At 72.9% G+C, this 18,946-nt stretch carries 14 protein-coding genes; 7 read left to right on the forward strand and 7 right to left on the reverse strand.

Features of this window, described 5'->3' with window-relative positions; all coding sequences use genetic code 11:
* Positions 1–47 precede the first annotated feature (47 nt).
* Positions 48–905: a TOMM precursor leader peptide-binding protein gene (locus DEJ30_RS08730; RefSeq protein WP_110860517.1), complete on the forward strand. Its 858-nt coding sequence runs from the start codon at positions 48–50 to the stop codon at positions 903–905.
* Here the strand turns inward: DEJ30_RS08730 and DEJ30_RS08735 are convergent.
* A complete protein-coding gene (locus tag DEJ30_RS08735) occupies positions 796–2,562 on the reverse strand; it encodes an ATP-dependent helicase (protein ID WP_181420064.1) in 1,767 nt (588 codons plus the stop codon). The genes DEJ30_RS08730 and DEJ30_RS08735 overlap by 110 nt on opposite strands.
* Positions 2,559–3,494 carry an NAD(+) diphosphatase gene (gene nudC, locus DEJ30_RS08740; RefSeq protein ID WP_110860519.1) on the reverse strand — a complete coding sequence of 312 codons (936 nt, stop codon included), beginning with the start codon at positions 3,492–3,494 and terminating at the stop codon, positions 2,559–2,561. Before nudC ends, DEJ30_RS08735 begins: the two co-directional genes overlap by 4 nt.
* Positions 3,495–3,610: 116 nt before the next feature.
* Between nudC and DEJ30_RS08745 the strand changes: the two genes are divergently transcribed.
* A complete protein-coding gene (locus DEJ30_RS08745; RefSeq protein WP_110860521.1) occupies positions 3,611–4,609 on the forward strand; it encodes a phosphotransferase in 999 nt (332 codons plus the stop codon).
* Between the two features lie 317 nt (positions 4,610–4,926).
* On the opposite strand, the gene DEJ30_RS08750 is transcribed toward DEJ30_RS08745, so the two are convergent.
* Both DEJ30_RS08750 and DEJ30_RS08755 read right to left on the reverse strand, forming a co-directional pair.
* A complete protein-coding gene (locus DEJ30_RS08750; protein ID WP_258369881.1) occupies positions 4,927–8,229 on the reverse strand; it encodes an ATP-dependent DNA helicase in 3,303 nt (1,100 codons plus the stop codon).
* Positions 8,226–11,381 (reverse strand): UrvD/REP family ATP-dependent DNA helicase, encoded by a 3,156-nt coding sequence (locus tag DEJ30_RS08755; protein WP_181420065.1) that lies wholly within the window; start codon positions 11,379–11,381, stop codon positions 8,226–8,228. The genes DEJ30_RS08750 and DEJ30_RS08755 overlap by 4 nt, the downstream gene beginning before the upstream one ends.
* 127 nt (positions 11,382–11,508) lie before the next feature.
* On the opposite strand from DEJ30_RS08755, the gene DEJ30_RS08760 reads away from it, so the two are divergent.
* Together DEJ30_RS08760 and DEJ30_RS08765 are read left to right on the forward strand one after the other, a co-directional pair.
* Positions 11,509–11,733: a DUF3107 domain-containing protein gene (locus DEJ30_RS08760; protein WP_110860791.1), complete on the forward strand. Its 225-nt coding sequence runs from the start codon at positions 11,509–11,511 to the stop codon at positions 11,731–11,733.
* 4 nt (positions 11,734–11,737) lie between these two features.
* Entirely contained in the window at positions 11,738–12,034 is a 297-nt protein-coding gene (locus tag DEJ30_RS08765) for a hypothetical protein (RefSeq protein WP_110860525.1), read from the forward strand.
* A gap of 37 nt (positions 12,035–12,071) precedes the next feature.
* Here the strand turns inward: DEJ30_RS08765 and DEJ30_RS08770 are convergent, their stop codons facing one another.
* Positions 12,072–12,788, reverse strand: coding sequence for a ferritin-like domain-containing protein (locus tag DEJ30_RS08770; RefSeq protein ID WP_258369882.1), 717 nt, complete (start codon positions 12,786–12,788; stop codon positions 12,072–12,074).
* 135 nt (positions 12,789–12,923) lie between these two features.
* On the opposite strand from DEJ30_RS08770, the gene DEJ30_RS08775 reads away from it, so the two are divergent.
* On the forward strand, positions 12,924–14,432 hold the full coding sequence (locus DEJ30_RS08775) for a DEAD/DEAH box helicase (RefSeq protein WP_110860527.1): 1,509 nt from the start codon (positions 12,924–12,926) through the stop codon (positions 14,430–14,432).
* A 144-nt stretch (positions 14,433–14,576) separates the two neighbouring features.
* Here DEJ30_RS08775 and DEJ30_RS08780 read toward each other — a convergent pair whose 3' ends face one another.
* On the reverse strand, positions 14,577–15,449 hold the full coding sequence (locus DEJ30_RS08780) for a PHP domain-containing protein (RefSeq protein ID WP_110860529.1): 873 nt from the start codon (positions 15,447–15,449) through the stop codon (positions 14,577–14,579).
* 70 nt (positions 15,450–15,519) lie between these two features.
* Between DEJ30_RS08780 and DEJ30_RS08785 the strand changes: the two genes are divergently transcribed.
* Together DEJ30_RS08785 and DEJ30_RS08790 are read left to right on the forward strand one after the other, a co-directional pair.
* Positions 15,520–17,004 (forward strand): aminopeptidase P family protein, encoded by a 1,485-nt coding sequence (locus tag DEJ30_RS08785; protein ID WP_110860531.1) that lies wholly within the window; start codon positions 15,520–15,522, stop codon positions 17,002–17,004.
* 15 nt (positions 17,005–17,019) lie between these two features.
* Positions 17,020–17,490 carry a GNAT family N-acetyltransferase gene (locus DEJ30_RS08790; RefSeq protein WP_181420080.1) on the forward strand — a complete coding sequence of 157 codons (471 nt, stop codon included), beginning with the start codon at positions 17,020–17,022 and terminating at the stop codon, positions 17,488–17,490.
* Positions 17,491–18,030: 540 nt separating this feature from the next.
* Here the strand turns inward: DEJ30_RS08790 and DEJ30_RS08800 are convergent.
* On the reverse strand, positions 18,031–18,924 hold the full coding sequence (locus DEJ30_RS08800; protein WP_110860535.1) for a general stress protein: 894 nt from the start codon (positions 18,922–18,924) through the stop codon (positions 18,031–18,033).
* Between the last annotated feature and the right edge of the window lie 22 nt (positions 18,925–18,946).

The following is an 18,946-nucleotide window of genomic DNA, read 5'->3' on the forward strand; positions in this document are numbered from 1 at the left end:
CTCCCTGGTGACCCCACGCGTGCCGCGCACTCCGGCACCGTGGTGTCATGGGCATCCGCATCGATCCGACGCTCGAGTTCGTCTGGCGTGACCCCGCCACCGTCCAGCTCGGGGTCGATCCCCCGCGCGCGGTCGTCGCGGTACCCACCACGGGGGAAGAACGGTTCCTCAACGGCCTCCGACGAGAGACCGGGCACGACGTGCTGTCCGGCCTCGCGGCCGCGTCGGGGTGTTCCCCGGAACGTGCTGCCGGGGTGCTCGGTGCCGCGTCGCCCGCGGTGGTCGAGGTCCTGCCCGAGCCGCTCGAACGCATCGAGGTGCACGGCGCCGGTGCCGTCGCCGACACCGTCGCGACGTTCCTGTCCGGCGAGGGCGTGACGGTCAGCCGCACCACCGCGCCCGCCGGAGGGCCGATCGTGCTGCCCGAGCCCGAACCACGCCTCGCCGTGGTGGTGGCCGACCACGTCGTCGACCCGGCGCTCCGCGCCGCGTGGACCCGCCGGGGCGTGCCGCACCTGGCGGTCGTCGTCGGGGACGGACGTGTCCGTCTCGGTCCGTTCGTCGTGCCGGGAGCCGGGCCGTGCCTCCAGTGCGCTGAGTACGCACGCGTCGACGACGACCCTGCGTGGCCGGCCATCGCTGCCCAGCTGTGGGGGCGGCATCCGTCACCGCTGTCGCCGTGGCGGGCGGCGGCGGTGGCCGCCGCCACGACGCGGATGCTGCTGGAACGGCTCCCGCTCCGGACGCAACGGGCCGAGCCCGACCAGCTCGTCTTCGAGCGCGACGACCTGTCGGTCAGCCGTTCGCCGGTCCGACCCCATCCGCGGTGCGCGTGCCGAGCGCTGCCAGGAACCGACTCGGAGCCCGGGCTCCCCCACGCGTGGAGCCCTGTTGCGACCACGTGATCGTGACGGATCGGCGGGCTCGGGTCAGCCCGACGTAGAACAGGCGTCGTTCCTCGTCCACCTCGGTGTCGGTCGACGCGTGCGAGATCGGCAGGAGACCCTCGGCAGCGCCGGCGATGACCACGTGCGGCCACTCCAGACCCTTCGACGAGTGCAGCGTCGCGAGCGTGACGGCGTCGACCTCGGGCTCGTGGTGCGTCGCCGCACGGTCCACCAGGTCCTGGGTGAACTGCTGCATCGTCGTGCCGGCCGGGGCGTCCTCGGCCAGGCCCATGATCGCCTGCAGCGCTTCCCACTGCTCGCGCACTGCACCGGTGCCCTCCGGCGGCGTCTCCGTCCAGCCGCTGACCTGCAGCACCAGCCGGACCCGTCGGGTCAGCTCGTCGTCGGTCTGCCGGATCGCCTCGCCGCGCATGTGGTGGACGGCGAGCTTGACCTCCGGGCGGTTGAAGAACCGGGTGCCTCCCTGCACGCGGTACGGGATCCCGTTCCGGCCGAGTGCGGACTCGAGCGCGGCGGACTGCGCCCCGACGCGGAAGAGCACGGCGCAATCCCCGTAAGACGCTCCGGCCCCGACGAGCTCGGCGATCCGACGGGCGATGGTCTGCGCCTCGTCGCCGTCGTGGACGCAGGCCAGCACGACCGGTTCCGGGCCCGGTTCCTGGCTCTGGGCCACCAGGTCGAGTGCCCCGGGCTGGCCGCGCATCAGCGTGTTGGCCGCGGACACGACCTCGCGGGTGGAGCGGTAGTTTCGCTCGAGGCGCAGGACCGACCCGCGCGGGAACTCCGACCCGAACCCGAGCAGGTAGTCGCTCGAGGCGCCGGCGAACGAGTAGATGGTCTGACTGGCGTCGCCGACGACGCACAGGTCGTCACGGCCACCCAGCCAGGCCCGCAGCAGGTCGTGCTGCACCGGCGAGACGTCCTGGTACTCGTCGACCACGAAGAACCGGTACTGCTGCCGCACGTACGACGCCACGCGGGGCTCGGACTCGACCATGCCGAGGGTCGCCAGCAGGACGTCCTCGAAGTCGAGTTGCCGCCGGTCGTCCTTCAGCCGCTCGTACGCCTTCATCAGGTCGATGACCCGGCGCGGTGTGGTGTCGCGCGGCATCACCCGGTCCGCGGCGGCGGCCTCGTACTCGTCGAGCGAGAGCATCTGCACCTTGCGCCACTCGACCTCGGCGGCCAGGTCGCGGAGCACCGGGGTGTCGACGTGCATGCCGACCGTGTCCGCAGCGTGGGCGATCATCCGCCCCTTGGACTCGACGATCTTGGGGGCGTGCCCGCCGACGGTGTCCGGCCAGAAGTAGCTGAGCTGCGCCATCGCGGCGGCGTGGAAGGTGCGCGCCTGGACCGTCCCGGCACCGAGCGCGCGCAGGCGCGACCGCAGTTCGCCGGCGGCACGGGTCGTGAAGGTCAGCGCGAGGACGTGGTTCGGGGCGTAGGTCCCGGTGGCGACCCCGTAGGCGATCCGGTGCGTGATCGCACGGGTCTTGCCCGTCCCGGCACCGGCCAGCACCGCGACCGGACCGAGCAGGGTACGGGCGACCGTCCGCTGCTCCGCGTCGAGCGCGGCGAGCAGTTCGTCGGGCGACGGTGGCCGGGGCTCGACTGCCCCTGTGCCCGTTGCGCCGCGCGGACCGGTGACGCTCACGGCAGGTCCAGCGGCCCGCCGTACCACTCCTCGATGATGGCGCGGGCGATCGAGGTGCGTCCCGGCAGCAGCAGGGTGTCGCCGGCGCGCTCACGGATCTCGTCGCGCGAGAACCACCGGACGTCCAGGATCTCCACGCCGTCGGGGCGGGCGGTCGTCGGGTCACCGCCGGCTGCACGGGCACGGAAGCCCACCATCAGCGACGCGGGGAACGGCCACGGCTGCGAGCCGAGGTACTCGGGCTCCTCGACGCGGACGCCGGACTCCTCCCAGACCTCGCGGCGGACGGCGTCCTCCAGCGACTCCCCCGGCTCGACGAACCCGGCCAGCAGCGAGTACCGGTCGGCGTCCCACGCGGCGTTGGAACCGAGCAGGATCCGGTCGTCGGCGTCGACGACCCCGACGATGATCGCCGCGTCGGTGCGCGGGAAGAGGTCGTGTCCCTCGGGGTCGCGGCGGACCCATCCGCCGCTCACGACGGCCGTGGGTGACCCGGTCCGCGGCGAGAAGCCGTGCACGGCGTGCCAGTTGGCCATCGCGACGGCTTCGACCGCCAGGCCCTGGTCGCGTGGCGAGAGCTCGGTGCCGAACATCCGGAGGCTCTGCCAGGCATCGTCGTCGGGTTCGATGGCGGTGGCCGTCACGCTGTCGATCAGGGCGGCGACGAAGCGGGTACCCGCCGGGGCGTCCGCGGCGTCCGACACTGCACGGCCGAGGTACAGGGTCACGGTCTCGACCGGGATCTCCGTCGCGGCCACGAAACGCAAGGTGCCGTCGGCGTTCCGGAGCATCTCAGCACCCCGCACCGGCAGGTACCGGGTGTGCTCGTCCTCGCGCAGGACGCGCTCGACGTCGTCGGTCGTGCGGAACTCGGCGTCGCGGTCGAGTTCGTTGCGGGAGAGCGGGAGCCGGGCGGCGAACTCGACGGTCACGGCGGGAGAGCTCCTCGGATCGGGTGCGGACGTGCAGGAGACGTGCGGTGGGCGTGCGGGCCGCCCAACAGCGTGGCGTGCAGCCGTGCACGCTTCACGCGCCTACCCTGAGGGGCATGGCGGGATCCCAGTTCACTCTAGCCGCGTTGGCGACGACGGCCGTTCCAGGTCTCCTCGTCACGGGCACGCGCACGCTCGGCTCGGCCGCGGCCGGCGACTACGAGTCGGCGCTCCTCCGCGACGCCGACGGCACCGAGATCGTCATCCGCCGCCCCCGGAACCAGCGCGCCGAGGCCCGGCAGTCAGCCGACCTCGTCGCCATCCGTGCGCTGAGCGCCGGCATCCGCACGCGGCTGCCGTTCGGCGTCGCCGAGTACCGCGGCCAGGCGCCGATCGGGTCGACGCGCGCCATCGTCACGACCCGACTGGCCGGGACCCACCCGACCCTCGCGTCGCTCGTCGAGCGCCCCGACCTCGCCACGAGTGTCGGCCGTGCCGTCGCCTCGATCCACCAGCTGCCGACGAGCTTCGTCTCCGACGCCGGTCTGCCCTCGCTCACGCCGTTCGAGGTGCTCCGGTCCGCAGTCTCGGTGATGGACCGCGCCGTGGCGACCAAGCTCGTCCCCGCCGCGCTCGTCGAACGCTGGGAGGGTGCCGCTCGCGACCAGCAGTTGTGGCAGTTCACACCGACCGTCGTGCACGGCTCGCTCGGCACCGGCGCCCTGCTCGTCGACGGCGATGCGGTGACCGGGGTCCTCGACTGGGGCGAACTGCGGCTCGGCGACCCGGCGAAGGACCTCGCCTGGGTGCTCGCCGGCCGCCGAGACGCCTTCGACACCGTCCTCAGCGCCTACGAGGCGAACGGCGGCGGACGCGACCGCCAGCTCGCACAGCGTGCACGCGTGCACCACGAACTCGAGACGGCGCACTGGCTGCTGCACGGCGTGCTGGCGAAGAGCACCGAGGTCGTCGACGACGCCGTCTCGATGATGCACCGCCTGGTCGACGCGGTGCACGCCCCGAGCGCGGAACCGCTGCAGTCCGTGTCACCCGAGACGATGGAGATCGGCGAGGTGGAGCAGCTGCTGTCCTCCACCGAACGCCGCCACGGCTGACGCCGCCGCGTTCCGCAGCGCCGCACGGCGGTCACAACTCCCCGCTCAGTTCCGCCGAGCGGTCACGACCTGTCGGTCGCAGCGCGGCCGCCCGACGGTCTGTGACCACTCGTAGTGCGTCCTGCGGGGTGTGGTGACCGGTCCCGGCCACTGACCAGGCAGCTGACGCGACCGTCTGGAGGCCCGGTGCCGGCCCGACGGACCGGCACCGCGCCTCCAGGGCGGAGCACGACACGGGCGCAGCGTGACACGGGCGTGGTGCGCGACGGGCGCAATGCGCGACGGGCGCGGCGCGCCTTCCGCACGACCGCGGGACGTCAGCTGCCGATGGCCTCGGACCACGCACGCTCGAGTCCGGCGCGGTCGAGCAGCTCGGTCGGACGGACCTCGAGGTCGTCGGCGACGAAGTAGAACACCGCGTCGACCTGGTCGAGCGGCCGCCCGGTGAACTCGGCGTAGGCGACGCGGTACAGCGCGAGCTGCAGGGTGCGGCGGGCCAGGTCGTCCGCCCCCGACGGCGCCTTGCCCGTCTTCCAGTCGACCACCTCGGCGCGCCCGTCGATCTCGTACACGGCGTCGAGCTTGCAGACCACGCTGTGCCCGAGGAACGGGATGTGGATCTCGCGCTCGACCTCGATCGGCGTCAGACCGGCCCACCTGGAGCGGGCGAACGTCGTCTGGAAGTCCGCCAGTCGACGGGCGTCGTCGTCGGTGACCACGGCGTCCGGCGACGCGTCGGCGAGGTCGTCGGCATCGAGGTCGAGCTCCCCGTCCCACACGTCGAGCGTCTCGAGCGCGCCACCGCTCCGCGCACGCTGTTCCACCCACTGGTGGAAGAGCGTGCCGAGCCGGGTGGCGCGGTACGGTCGCTCCGGCATCGGCCGGCGGAGCCGCTCGGCCACGGAGTCGGGTTCGGTCAGGTAGTCCTTGAAGCCCGACGCCGGCACCCGGTGCGGGACGGCGACCGCGTGCTTCGCGTTCCGGGTGGCGTGCCGCTCGGCGAGCAGCAGGTCGATGTCGGCGGCGAAGCGCCCCGCAGCGCCGGGGTTCGCGTTCCGCACCCGCTCCGCGGCGGCCAGGACCCGCGGCGCACGCTGTCCGAACGGCACGTGCGGCCAGGTCTGGGTCGCGCCGCTCTCGCCCATGGGGTTCTCGTCGTGCACCGTCGTCTCCGGGATCGCAGCACCGTCGATGACGCCGGCGTCCACCAGGTCGCGCAGGTAGCGGCTCGGCTCGGTGGGTCGGACCCCGCCGGCCCAGAACGAGCCGGACACCAGCAGGTCGTGCTTGGCACGGGTCAGGGCGACGTAGGTGAGACGGCGTTCCTCGTCCTCGTTGCGGGCCTTCACCTGTTCCTTGAAGGCGTCGATCGCCGTGGTGACGTCCTTCTGGGTCTCCTGCCCGCGCCATGCGAGTCGTGGCAGCTCGGCGGCGTCCCCGCGGAACTCGTACGGCAGCCGGCCGAACCCGAGCCAGCCGGACGAGCCCTCCTGCGGGCGTGCCGGCAGGCCGCCCTCGACCATCCGGGGCACCGCGACGGCGTCCCACTCCAGCCCCTTGGACCCGTGGATCGTCAGGATCTGCACGGTGCCGGCCTCGGGCTCCTCGGAACGCGGTCCCATGTCGTCACGCCGGGCTGCGGCGTCGATCCACCCGAGGAACGAACCGAGGTCAGCGCGGTCGTCGGTCGAGACGAAGCCGGCGAGTTCGTCGATGAAGGCGTCGAGGTAGGCGCCGCTCCCCTGTTCGTGCGCGGCGACCTCGATGTCGAGCCGCATCTCCTGCACGACGAGCGTCACGAAGTCGACCAGGTCGCTCCCCGCGCGTGACCGGAGCATCGCGAGTTGCCCGCCGAGCGCACGCATCCGGCTGCGACCCGCGGCGGTGATGCCCTCGAGCGCGCCGTGCTCGTCGGGCGCGGTCGCGACGAAGTCGAGCGCGTCGACGATCGACCCGTGCTCCCCGGCGGCCACGGAGGCCCGGAACGCCGCGGTCAGGTCGTCGTCGAGCCGCTGCTGGGTGTGGTCGCGCTGGAACAGCCACCGGGCGAGCTGGTGCAGGGCGACGATGTCCGCCGCCCCGACCCGCCACCGGGCACCCGCGAGCAGCCGGATCAGGTCGTTGCCGGCCGCCGGGTCGTGCAGCACCCGCAGGCACGCCACCAGGTCGACGATCTCCGGGCGCTGGAGCAGTCCGCCGGTGCCGAGCACGTGGTACGGCACCCCGCGGGCACCGAGCGCCGCCGTGAACGCCGCGAGGTCCTTCCGCGCGCGCAGCAGCAGCGCCATCGAGCGCGTCGGGTCCTGACGGCGGTGGTCCTGGAACCACGCCGCGACCTCGTCGGCCTCTTCCGGCAGGGTCTCGGGGAACACCACCCGCACGGTGCCGGCGTCGGCGCCCGGCCGCGGCGAGAGCCGTTCGACGTCGGCCTCGGACGCCGCGGACAGCGGCGACACGATCGCGTTCGCCCCCGCGAGCACGTCCACCGGGTTCCGCCAGCTGGTCGACAGCGCGAAGGTGACGGGTTCGGCCACGCCGGGTTCGTCGCCGCCGAAGTCGTGCGGGAACCGGGCGAGGTTCGCGGCACTCGCACCGCGGAACCCGTAGATCGACTGGTGCGGGTCGCCGACCGCCATCACCGAGTGCCCGCGGAACAGCCGGGCGAGGAACCGGGTCTGCACCACCGAGGTGTCCTGGTACTCGTCGAGGAGCACCACGCCGTACCGGCTCCGCAGGTCCGTGACGACGCGTGGGGCCGACTCGGCGGCGGCGAGCGCGAGGGCGATCTGGTCGGAGAACTCCACGAACCCGCGGTCCACCTTCTGCCGCCGGAACTCGGCGACCAGGTCGGCCAGGGGTTCGAGGGCGCCGATCGCGGCGACCGCGTCGGTGATCGACTTGTACGGCTTGCCGCGGTTGCCCGGGAGTTCGAGCAGCTCGGAGAACTCGATCGCGAACCGGCGGAGGTCCTCCGGCTCGACGAGGTGTTCGGAGGTGGCTCCGGCGAGCGCGACCACGGCGGCGGTCAGGGTGTCGACGTCGCGGTCGAGTCCGGCGAGCCGGTCGTCGCGGGCGGCCACCACGACCCGACGGGCGAGCTGCCAGGCCGAGGGTTCGGTCAGCACCTGGGACTCGCCGTCACGGCCGACGAGCAGGGCGTTCTCGCGGAAGACCGCGTTGGCGAAGGCGTTGTACGTCGAGACGGTGGGCGCTTCGAAGGCGTCCCCGGGGGCGATCAGCCCGACGTCCTCGAGCGCCCGGATGCGGTCGTTGATGCGGACGGAGAGTTCACCGGCGGCCTTGCGGGTGAAGGTCAGTCCGAGGACCTCGTCGGGTCGGACGAGTCCGTTGGCCAGCAGCCAGACGACGCGTGACGCCATCGTCTCGGTCTTCCCGCTGCCTGCACCGGCGACGACCAGCGCCGGCACGAGCGGCGACTCGATGACGGCGCGCTGCTGGGCGGTGGGACGGGGGCGGCCGAGGGCGTCGGCGATGGCGTCGGCGCCGTGCCGGATGACGGGCGGAGCAGCGGCAGCCGTGCCGGCCGCGTCAGCCGCAGCAGCCGTGCCGGCCGTGCCGGTCGTGTCCGCCGTGGCGGTCGTGTCCGCCGTGTCGCTCACCAGGTCACCTCCGCCACCACGTGGATCCGGCACTCGACCCCGGTCCGGGCCTTCTCGCAGTGGTCGTCCACGTTCGCCACGAACGTCCGGCCGGCCATGCCCCGCGCCACCCCGTGCAACCGCTCGCGGTAGGCCTCGCGCGCCTCGGCGTCGAACGCGTGCTGCGTCCGCTCGGAGAACGCCTGTCCACCGCGGGGGTTCTGGACGAACACCAGCCGGGCGTCGGTCATCGGGGACCCCGCCGGCACACCCTCGACCGCGCCGTCCTCGACCGCGAGTTGGTAGGCGCCGAGCTGCGGGTGTTCCGGCATGTCGTTCTTCTCGCTGGGCATCGAACGGCCGGTCTTCAGGTCGACGACGCTGACCCGGCCCTCGGGGTCGACCTCGATGCGGTCGATGCTCCCCCGGATCCGGGCTGGCCCGGTCACGAGCGCGAACGAGGTCTCGGCGCCGAGCAGTCGGCGCCCGGCGCCGGCGAAGGTGCGGAGGTAGTCGCTCAGCCCCTCGATCATGCGCCGGGTCCGGGCGCGTTCGCGGTCGGCGACCCAGGGCGACTCGAACGTCAGCTCGTCCCACCGCGCCTCGACCCGCTCCCACAGCGACTCGACGTCGATCTCGGTGGCGTGCTCCATCGCTTCGTGCACGATCGTGCCGATGCCCATCGCCGGGCTCGGTGCCCCGCCGCCGAAGGTCTGCGCGAACCAGTGCACCGGGCACTCCTCGAAGGTGCCGATGCGCGATGGCGACACCGACACGGCCGGAGCGACGGGCTCGCCGCCCTCGACCTCGGGCGCGGGCTCGGCGTCGAGGTCGACCAGGGGGTCGTCCGTGGTCGGTTCGGCGAGCCCGTACCACTCGTCCGGAGCCGCCCCGGGTACCTCGGCCTCGGCCAGGCGGGCCAGCGCGGACGCGGCCTCGTGGTCGCCCGAGCCCACCACCCGGCGGCGCAGCGACCCGGCGAGCCCACGCAGGGACAGCGGGTGGACGGTCGGCTGCCGGTCCGGCGGCACCGGGACGAGTCGGACGAAGGGTGAGGGCGACTCGTCGTCGTTCGCGACCGTGCCGATGACGACCTGGGTGGTGGCCCGCGACACGGCCCGGGCGAACAGCCGGAGTTCGTCGGCGACCACGGCGGCACGGTCGTCGATGGGCGAACGCTCGACCCCCGCAGCAGCGCGGACCAGGCCGTCCGGGTCGAGCAGACTGCCGCGCACCCGGGTGTTCGGCCAGACGCCGTCCTGCAGACCGAGCACCACGACCACGTCGCACTCGAGTCCGATCGTCGCCGAGGGCGTCAGCACCCGCACCCGGCCGGCGGTCCGGTCGGGGCCGATCGAGTCCTCAGGCAGGTCGGCGCCGAGCAGGTCGTCGACGAAGACCCGCGCGGGGGCGTCCGGCGTGCGCTCGACGAAGCGCTTGGCCGCGGTGAACAGGCCGACGACGGCGTCCAGGTGCCGGTCGGCTTCCCCGGCGCCGACCCCACCGGCGGCGGACTGGGCACCCCACGACTTCGCGAGACCGCTGCGTTCCCAGAGGCCCCAGAGGATCTCCTCGATGCTCGATCCCGCCTGGGCGTCGGCACGCGCCTGCACCAGGCTCCGGGCCAGCCGGGTCGCCCGTCGCGCGAACCCGGCGTCCACCGTCGCCAGGCGCTCCGGTGCGCCCAGGGCATCGACCAGCAGTTCGTCGGCGGTGCGGCTACCGTCACCCGCGAGTTCCTCGCGCCGCAGTGCGAGCCGGAGCCGGCGCATCGCCAGGGTGTCGAGGCCGCCGAGGGGCCCGGTGGCGAACGCGGTGGCCAGGGCGGCGTCGAGCGGCAGGACGTCGAGCGCCACCGCGGCCGCGTCGAGCAGCGCCCGCGCCGCGGAGTCGTCGCGCGGACGGACGGGCGCGGCACCGGCGGTCGCCGGGACCTCGGCCACGGAGAGTGCCCGGACGAGTTCGGGGATGGCAGCACCGCTGCGCGTGACCACGGCCATCCGGTGCCACGGCACACCGTCGAGCAGGCGGTGTTCGCGCAGTCGACGGGCGATCGCCACGACGAGTGCGGACCGGCTGGCGGCCTCGAGGTGCACGACGGCGTCGGACCGCGCATCCTGGTCGCCCGCCGACGCGCTGCGCTGCCGACCGGCCGCCGCGGTGCCGATGCGACCCGTGACGCCGGTGACCAGGGCGCGGATCGGGGCGGGGTGCCGGTGCACCGCGCCGAGGAACAGCTCGTCGACGCGGTCCACCCCGAGTCGCACGGCCAGTCGACCGAGCACGTCCGGTTCGGCGCCGCGGAACGCCGAGGCGGCGATGTCCGGGTCGCCGAAGGCCACGACCTGCACGCCGGAGCGCGCGAGCGCCCCGAGCAGGGCGATCTCGCCCTCCACCAGCTCCTGCGTGTCGTCGACCACGACCAGGCGAAGGGAGGCGATGCCGGCGGGGAGCTCGTGCCGCAGCACAGCGGCGGTGGCGTACGCCACGAGTTCACCGGAGTCGAGCCCGGTCGGCCGGAACGCGGTGACCGATGCCCGGTAGTCGTCCACGAAGTCGCCGACGGCCCGCCACTCGGGCCGTCCGAGCTCGTCGCCGAGTTCCCGCATGTCGTCGGGCTCGACGCCGGCGGCCACCGCACGCATCATGACGTCGCGCAGGGCGGTGCGGAACCCCGCTCGCTCACGGACGACGGCGGTGATCGGGTCGGGCCAGGCCGGTCCGGCTCCGTCGAGTTCGTGCCCGGCGAGCAGGTCGGCGATGATCCGGTCCTGCTCCCCGCCGGTCAGCAGCGTCGGGGGTTCCTGCCCCTGCACCGACGCCGCGTGGGTGACGATCTGGAACGCCAGTGAGTTCACGGTGCGTGCGAGAGCACCCGGCACGACCCGGTCGACCGCCCGTGCGAGCCGGTCACGCAGGGCGGTCGCGGCCGTCCGCGCCGAGGTCAGGGCGAGGACCGTCGCGTGGCCGTCGGGGGTGATCGCGTCGGGTCGGGCCAGCCGGTCGGCGACGAGCCGTGCGAGCGTGGTCGTCTTGCCGCTGCCCGGTGCACCGATCACCGCAGCGTGACGGCCGTCCGGCAGCGCGAGTACCGCGGCCTGCGAGGGGTCGTCGACCAGAGCGCGCGCGAACCCGGTGTCCTCGGGAGCGGGCATCAGCGTGGTCTGCGGCACGCTCGTACGGTACCCAGGACCGCCGACAGCACCGCTGCGGACGCGCGGTGCACCGGTCGTCACGCCGTCGAGTGCGCCCGCGGCGAACGCCCGGTACCGCACGGGACCGCTCGGATACGCTGTGCTCGTGGACATCAAGATCGGCATCATCAACAGCCCCCGCGAGATCGCCTTCGAGACCGCCCAGACCGCGGACGAGGTCGAGAAGGCCGTGTCCGAGGCGCTCACCGCGCAGTCGACGCACCTGTCGTTGCAGGACGACAAGGGCCGTCGCTTCATCGTCCCCGTCTCGGCCCTGGCGTACGTCGAGGTCGGCGCGGAAGAGGCACGGCGCATCGGCTTCGTCGCCTGACGACGTGGAACTGCTCTTCGCCGTCCTCGGCGGCGTCATCATCGGCGCGGTCGCGCACGTGATCGTGCCGTGGCGGTCGAACCGTGGCGTGCTCGTCGGCCCCGCGGTCGGCGGCATCGCTGCAGCCGTCCTCTGGGAAGCGCTGACCTGGACCGGGTGGCGGTACGACGGCACCTGGATCTGGGTCGTGGCCCTCGTGGGGTCCGGCGTGGTCGCCATCACCGTCGAGTGGCTCCTCGGCACCCAGCGAGACAAGCACGACGCCGAGTACTACGAGCAGCTCAAGACGCGCGGCGCCTGACCCTCGAGCAATCCTGACGCTCGAGCAGCCTGACCGCTCAGGCCGTCAGACCGAGCGCGTCCATCCGTCGGGTGTGCGCGGCGATGAGTTCGGTCCAGACGGGCTCGAGCCGCTCCTGGTCCTCGCGTGCGTGTGACGCCAGCGCCGACCGGGCGACCAGCAGGGTGTCGCCCACCAGGCGCCGTCCCCACATCGCCAGGCGTGAACCGATCTGCGGGTCGTCCTCGATGTGGGCAGTCAGTTCTTCGACGACCGCCGCTTCCTCGCGGGCGTCGAACACCGAACGGAGCCGCTGCCGCACGTCCATCGGCAGCGAACGGAGCAGGTTGCCGAACAGGTCGTTCAAGATCCCGGCCGTCACGTAGCCGGTCAGCATCGACTCGTACCAGTCCGCACCGCTCGTCCGTTCGAGGAACAGGTCGATCGCCTCACGGTGCGGGGCCATCAGCGCCGCCGGGTCTGCGCCGCTGCGCTCGATCTCGGCCACGATGGTGCGGTGCCGTTCGAGCGCCGTGGTCGCGAGCACCCCGGTGACCAGACGGCCGGAGAGCGTCGGTGCCGAGGCACCGGCTCGTCCCATCGTCTCGTAGACGGAGAGCTGCAGGTACGCGGCCTGCCCCAGGTAGACGTCGAGCTCCGGGGTGACGTCGTCGAGCGCGAGCCGCTTGACCTGTGCGGCTCCGCGCGGGTTCCGCGACGCGAGCCATGCGGCAGCGAGCTGCGCCGCGCGCTTCCGGTTCCACCACGAGACCACCCGACCAGCATAGAGGGCACGTCCCGTGGCACCCGCCGGTCGCCCGCCCCGACGCCCCGACGCACCCCGGAGCGCCCCGGACCACGCGCCCGTCGGTAGACTGGCCGGGACTTCCACCAGAACTAAGGTGATTCTTTGACTTTCTCAGACCTCAACATCGACCAGGACATCGTCGATGCACTGGCAGGCAAGGGCATCATCGAGCCCTTCCCGATCCAGGAACAGACCATCCCGCTCGGCCTGACCGGCCAGGACATCATCGGCCAGGCCAAGACAGGTACCGGCAAGACGCTCGGCTTCGGCCTGCCGCTGATCCAGCGGCTCGGTGCCGACCCGGCGCACGGCGTGAAGGCGCTCGTCGTCGTCCCGACCCGTGAACTCGCGGTCCAGGTCACCGAGGACCTCGAGCTCGCGGCCTCGAACCGCCCGACCACGGTCGTCTCGATCTACGGCGGCAAGGCCTACGAAGGCCAGGTGGAGCAGCTCAAGGCCGGCGCCCAGATCGTCGTCGGCACGCCCGGGCGACTCATCGACCTGCAGCGGCAGCGTCTGCTCGACCTCTCCCACGTGCAAGAGGTCGTGCTCGACGAGGCCGACCGCATGCTCGACCTCGGGTTCCTGTCGGACATCGAGCGCATCTTCCAGGCCGTCCCCGAGGTGCGGCACACGATGCTGTTCTCGGCGACGATGCCCGCGCCGATCGTCGCCCTCGCCCGCCGGTTCATGAGCCGTCCGGTGCACATCCGGGCGACCGACCCAAACGAGGGCCTCATGCAGGCCAACATCAAGCACCTCATCTACCGCGCGCACTCCCTGGACAAGGACGAGGTCATCGCCCGCATCCTCCAGGCCGAGGGCCGCGGCAAGACCGTGATCTTCACCCGCACCAAGCGCGCCGCGGCGAAGCTCGTCGAGGAGCTGAAGGACCGCGGGTTCAACGCCGCAGCGGTGCACGGCGACCTCAACCAGGAGCAGCGCGAGCGCGCGATGGCGGCGTTCAAGGCCGGCAAGCGTGACGTGCTCATCGCCACCGACGTCGCCGCACGCGGCATCGACGTGGACGACGTCACGCACGTGATCAACCACACGATCCCGGACGACCCGGACACGTACCTGCACCGTGCCGGCCGCACGGGCCGCGCTGGCAAGACCGGCATCGCGGTCACGTTCGTCGACTGGGACGACCTGCACAAGTGGACGCTGATCGACAAGGCCCTCGAGTTCGGCATCCCCGAGCCCGTCGAGACCTACTCGTCGTCGCCCCACCTGTTCGAGGAACTCGACATCCCCAAGGGCACCAAGGGCCGTCTGCCCGGCTCGTCGTCGCACGCCGCCTCTGCCGGCGCCCCCGTCGAGAAGCGCACCGGCGACCGCCCGGCCTCGGGTTCGCGTGACGCGTCGCGTTCGCGGTCGCGCAGCCGCACCCGGTCAGGAGGCTCGGAGCAGTCCGCCCCGCAGGCTCCGGCCACCGAGTCGGTCGCCCCCACCGCCGCGGCGGGCACCGAGGACGGCTCGGCCGCCGAGGGTGGCTCCACCACCGACGGCGCCGCGAAGCGTCGCCGCCGTCGCCGCCGTCGCGGAGCCGGGACCGGCGATGCCTCGGCGACCGCCTCGGCACCGCAGGGCACGTCGGACGGCGAGTAGCGCCTCCACACCGAAGGGCCCGTCGCTGACGCGACGGGCCCTTCGTCGTCCCCACCCGCGGACCGGCGTCACGCGCGCAGCGACGGTTCACGTGGACGCCGACGCGTGGACCGTCGGCCGGGCCGAAGACGCGGCGGGCTGCCGTCAGGCCAGACGCGAACCGGGGCCGACGATCGGAGCGCTGCCGGTGGCCTCGGACACGATCACGTCGAACGAGACGCGTGCGGTGCGGTGCTCCCCCAGCCGGTTCGGCTTGCCGGTGCCGTGGTAGTCGCTCGAACCGGTGACGAACAGGCCGTAGCGCGTCGCCCAGTCGAGCAGGGTGCGCTTGCCGTGTGCCAGGTTCTCGCGGTGGTCGACCTCGAGTCCGCCGAGCCCGGCGTCGACGAGGTCGCGGAGCATCGGCTCGTCGATGACGATCCCGCGCGAGGACGCCGCCGGGTGCGCGATGACGGGCACACCGCCGGCCTGCCGGATGAGTTCGACGCCGCGCAGGGGCGACGGTGCCTCGTGGGGTTCGTAGTAGCCGGACGCCGGGTGCAGGATGCCGCGGAACGCCGCGGACCGGTCGGACTCGAGCCCGCGGGCGACCAGGGCGTCTGCGATGTGCGGACGGCCGATCGTGGCACCGGGGCTGGACTGGGCCAGGACGTCCGCCCAGGTGATCGGGTGGTCCTCGGCGATGCGGTCGACCATGCGGTGGGCCCGGGAGAGCCGGCCGTCACGGATCCGGGTCGTCTCCTCGACCAGTCCGGGGTGCTCGGGGTCCACCAGGTAGCCGAGCACGTGCACGCTGCGGTAGCCGATCCGGGTGCTCAGTTCGAGGCCCGGCAGCAGGGTCAGGGGCAGCTCGTGCGCCGCGGCCGCGGCATCCGCCCACCCCGCGGTCGTGTCGTGGTCCGTCAGCGCGACGGCGTCGAGTCCGGCGGCCGCGGCCGCTCGGACGAGCTCCGCGGGACGCTCGGTGCCGTCGGAGACACTGGAGTGCGCGTGCAGGTCGATGAACGGGTCTGGCACGTGGCCAATGCTATCCACAGGTGAGCAGCCGCACAGGCCGGGTGTCCCCGGGCGGTGCGATGATGGACGCATGGCCGACACGACTCCCCGCGCGACGAGCAACCGATCCACGACCCCCGGGTCCTCGACCTTCAAGGACTTCATCGGGTCGCAGTGGGCCGACCGTGGCGAGGAGCAGCCCGAACCCCGCGAGCAGGCCGCGTTCGCCGCCGAGCGTCGCGCGCGCATCTCCCAGCTGCACCCGGGCCGCACGATCGTGGTGCCGGCCGGGCAGGCCAAGGCCCGCTCGAACGACTGCGACTACCCGTTCCGCCCGCACTCCACCTTCGCGCACCTGACGGGCTGGGGCACCGACACCGTCGTCGGCTCCGTGCTCGTGATGACGCCGAACGGCTCCGGGCACGACGCCACGCTGTACTTCCGCGCCACCGCCGGCCGCGACTCGGAAGAGTTCTACGCCAACCCCGAGATCGGCGAGTTCTGGGTCGGTCCGCGCCCCTCGCTCGACGCCGTCGCCGCCGACCTCGGGCTGGCCACGGCCGACCTCGGCGCGTTCACGGCCGTCGCCGATGCAATCGACGCGTCGGCGCTGCTCGTGCGCGAAGCCGACGACGACCTGACCCGTTCCCTCGACGCCCGCATCGGTGCGGCGATCGGTGGCGCGGACGAGACCGAGGGGTCGCCGGCCACCGACGACCTGCTCTCCCGCGACCTGTCCGAGCTGCGACTGGTCAAGGACGCGTACGAGGTCCGCGAGCTCCGCAAGGCCGTCGACGCCACGAAGCACGGGTTCGACGACGTCATCGCCGACTTCGAGGCCGTGCTCGCGCACCCGCGCGGGGAGCGCATCGTCGAGGGCACGTTCAACCGCCGGGCGCGCGCCGACGGGAACACCGTGGGCTACGACACCATCGCCGCCTCGGGCCACCACGCCTGCATCCTGCACTGGACCCGCAACGACGGCGCCGTGCAGCCGGGCGACCTCATCCTCATCGACGCCGGGGTCGAGGTCGACTCGTTCTACACCGCCGACATCACCCGCACGCTCCCGGTGAGCGGCACGTTCTCGCCCGTGCAGCGCATGGTCTACGAAGCAGTGCTCGAAGCCGCCGATGCCGCGTTCGCGATCGTCAAGCCGGGCATCACGTTCCGGCAGGTGCACGCCACCGCGATGGAGGTCATCGCGCGAAAGACCGCCGAGTGGGGCTTCCTGCCGGTCTCGGCCGCCGAGTCGCTCGAGCCGGACAACCAGTTCCACCGCCGTTACATGGTGCACGGCACGAGCCACCACCTCGGGCTCGACGTGCACGACTGCGCCAAGGCCCGCCGCGAGATGTACCTCGACGGCACCGTGCAGGCCGGCATGGTCTTCACGATCGAGCCCGGGCTGTACTTCCAGCAGGACGACCTGACCGTGCCGGAGGAGTTCCGTGGCATCGGTGTCCGCATCGAAGACGACATCCTGGTGACCGAGGACGGAGCCGAGAACCTGTCCGTCGGCATCCCCCGGACCCCCTCGGAAGTGGAGGGGTGGATCGCCCGCTCGGGCCGCTAGCCTGATCGGGTGACCATGCCCGAGGCCTCCCCGAACACCTTCTCGATCGAGGTCGAGCACTTCGACTCGCCCGACGCCCAGCGACTCCGCGCTGCTCAGCGCCTGGAGATCGACCGGGCGCACGGCGGCGACACCGAACCGGGTGAGAAGCCGACCGCCGAGTCGATCGCGGTGTTCTTCGTCGCGCGGGACGAATCCGGTACTCCCCTGGGATGCGGCGGCCTGCGCATCGTCGACGACGGCATCGCCGAGATCAAGCGGATGTACGTCCGACCGGAATCCCGCGGGACCGGCGTCGCGGCTGCGTTGCTGCGACGGCTGGAAGAGGCCGCACTCGACCTCGGGTCTCCGGCGCTCGTCCTCGAGACGGGCACGGAGCAGCAGCGCGCCGTCGGCTTCTACCAGCGCGAGGGGTTCCGGCGGATCGCGAACTTCGGACCCTACGTCGGGGCGCCCCTGTCGGTCTGCTACTCGAAGGTCCTCTAGCCGTACCGAACCTGCCCGGCGAGTCCGTGCCGTGCGGCGCCGTGCGGTGAAGTGCCGTGCGATTCCGTGCCGTGCCGTGCCGTGCGATTCCGTGCCGTGCCGTGCCGTGCGATTCCGTGCCGTGCCGTGCGGTGCGATTCCGTGCCGTGCCGTGCGGTGCCGTGCGATGCCGTGCTCGCGGTGCCGTGCGACGCGGTGCTCGGGGTGCCGCGCGCAAGCTCGCACCGCGCCCGGTCACGACGCGCCGTCTGCCCGAGGCCGAGTGGTCACGAGCCGTCGTCTGGGCCGACGCCGAACGACGATCTCCGACCGGTCGACGCCGTGCGCGCGGGGTGTTGCGACCGCCCAGACCGCCCGGACCGCCCGGATCTCTCGGACCGCGCCGCTGAGGTCACACGACGTGCCGCCCGCGGTGCTCGACGGCGACAGTTCGAGCGACCTCGGCGGACGTGAACGGCGTGTCGAACGACCTGGCGCCCGACCGGGTCCCCGACCACGGACCAAACCCGTCCAAGCCCGATCGCGCCAGCCGAAGCGCGGCTAGCGGCGGTCGCTGTCCCCGTCCCCGTCGCCGTCGCGCTGGGCGTCCGGCGAGGACGAGGGCTCCGGCGGCGTGGCACCGGCGACCCGCTCGCCGTAGCGCGGCGGCTCCTCGGGCCGGCGCTCCGGCACCGGCGGGGCCGCGGGGGCGGCAACCGTCTCGGGGGTCTCCCCGTACCGGGGTCCGTCGTTCGTGCCGTAGCGCGGCGGGTCCGAAGGCGCACCGGCCTGCGCGCCGGGGGCCGACGTGCCGGGGTTCTGCGGGCCTCCCGGCTGCTGGTGCGGCGTGGCGTGTCCGCCGTACGGTGACTGCTGCTGCGGCGGGACCCCGCCGGGGCCCGGACGCCACGGCTGCTGCTGCTGCTGCTGCTGCTGCTGGGGAGCGTCGTTCCAGTGCGTGGACGGGGTCGCCCCGTGCTCGCCGAGGATCCGCTGCGCCTGCCCGGTCAGCTGCGGGTTGACGACGATCTGGTAGTTCGTGGCGAGCACCTGGTGCACGCTCGTGAAGTCGCGCTGCCGCTTCGTGATCGCGAACGAGACGATGCCGTAGAGCATGCCGAACGCGGCACCGATGATCGCGGCGGCCAGGATCAGGCCGCCGGCGCTTGGCGAGAACAGCGTGAGCACGATGCCGAAGAAGATGCCGAGCCACAGCCCGGACAGCGCGCCGGCGATGGCGGCACGGCCGTAGGTCATCTTGCCGGTGACCCGTTCGACCGTCTTCAGGTCGTTGCCGACGATCGAGAGCTGGTTGACGGGGAAGTCGGCCTCGGCCAACTTCGCCACCACGCGCTGCGCGTCAGGGTAGCTGTCGTACGTTCCCAGGACGTCGCCCTTGGGCAGCGTCGGGAACGCCTGGGCGGTCCTGCCGGCGAAGGGGCTCTGATTGCTCACACAGCCATCATTCACCGCACAC

Source organism: Curtobacterium sp. MCPF17_003, assembly GCF_003224385.1.
Lineage (GTDB): Bacteria > Actinomycetota > Actinomycetes > Actinomycetales > Microbacteriaceae > Curtobacterium > Curtobacterium flaccumfaciens.

Excerpts from the sequence above, each read along its gene's own strand:
- DEJ30_RS08730 (WP_110860517.1), top strand. The coding sequence starts at position 48 with ATGGGCATCCGCATCGATCCGACGCTCGAGTTCGTCTGGCGTGACCCC.
- DEJ30_RS08745 (WP_110860521.1), top strand. The coding sequence starts at position 3,611 with ATGGCGGGATCCCAGTTCACTCTAGCCGCGTTGGCGACGACGGCCGTT.
- DEJ30_RS08785 (WP_110860531.1), top strand. The coding sequence starts at position 15,520 with ATGGCCGACACGACTCCCCGCGCGACGAGCAACCGATCCACGACCCCC.
- DEJ30_RS08790 (WP_181420080.1), top strand. The coding sequence starts at position 17,020 with ATGCCCGAGGCCTCCCCGAACACCTTCTCGATCGAGGTCGAGCACTTC.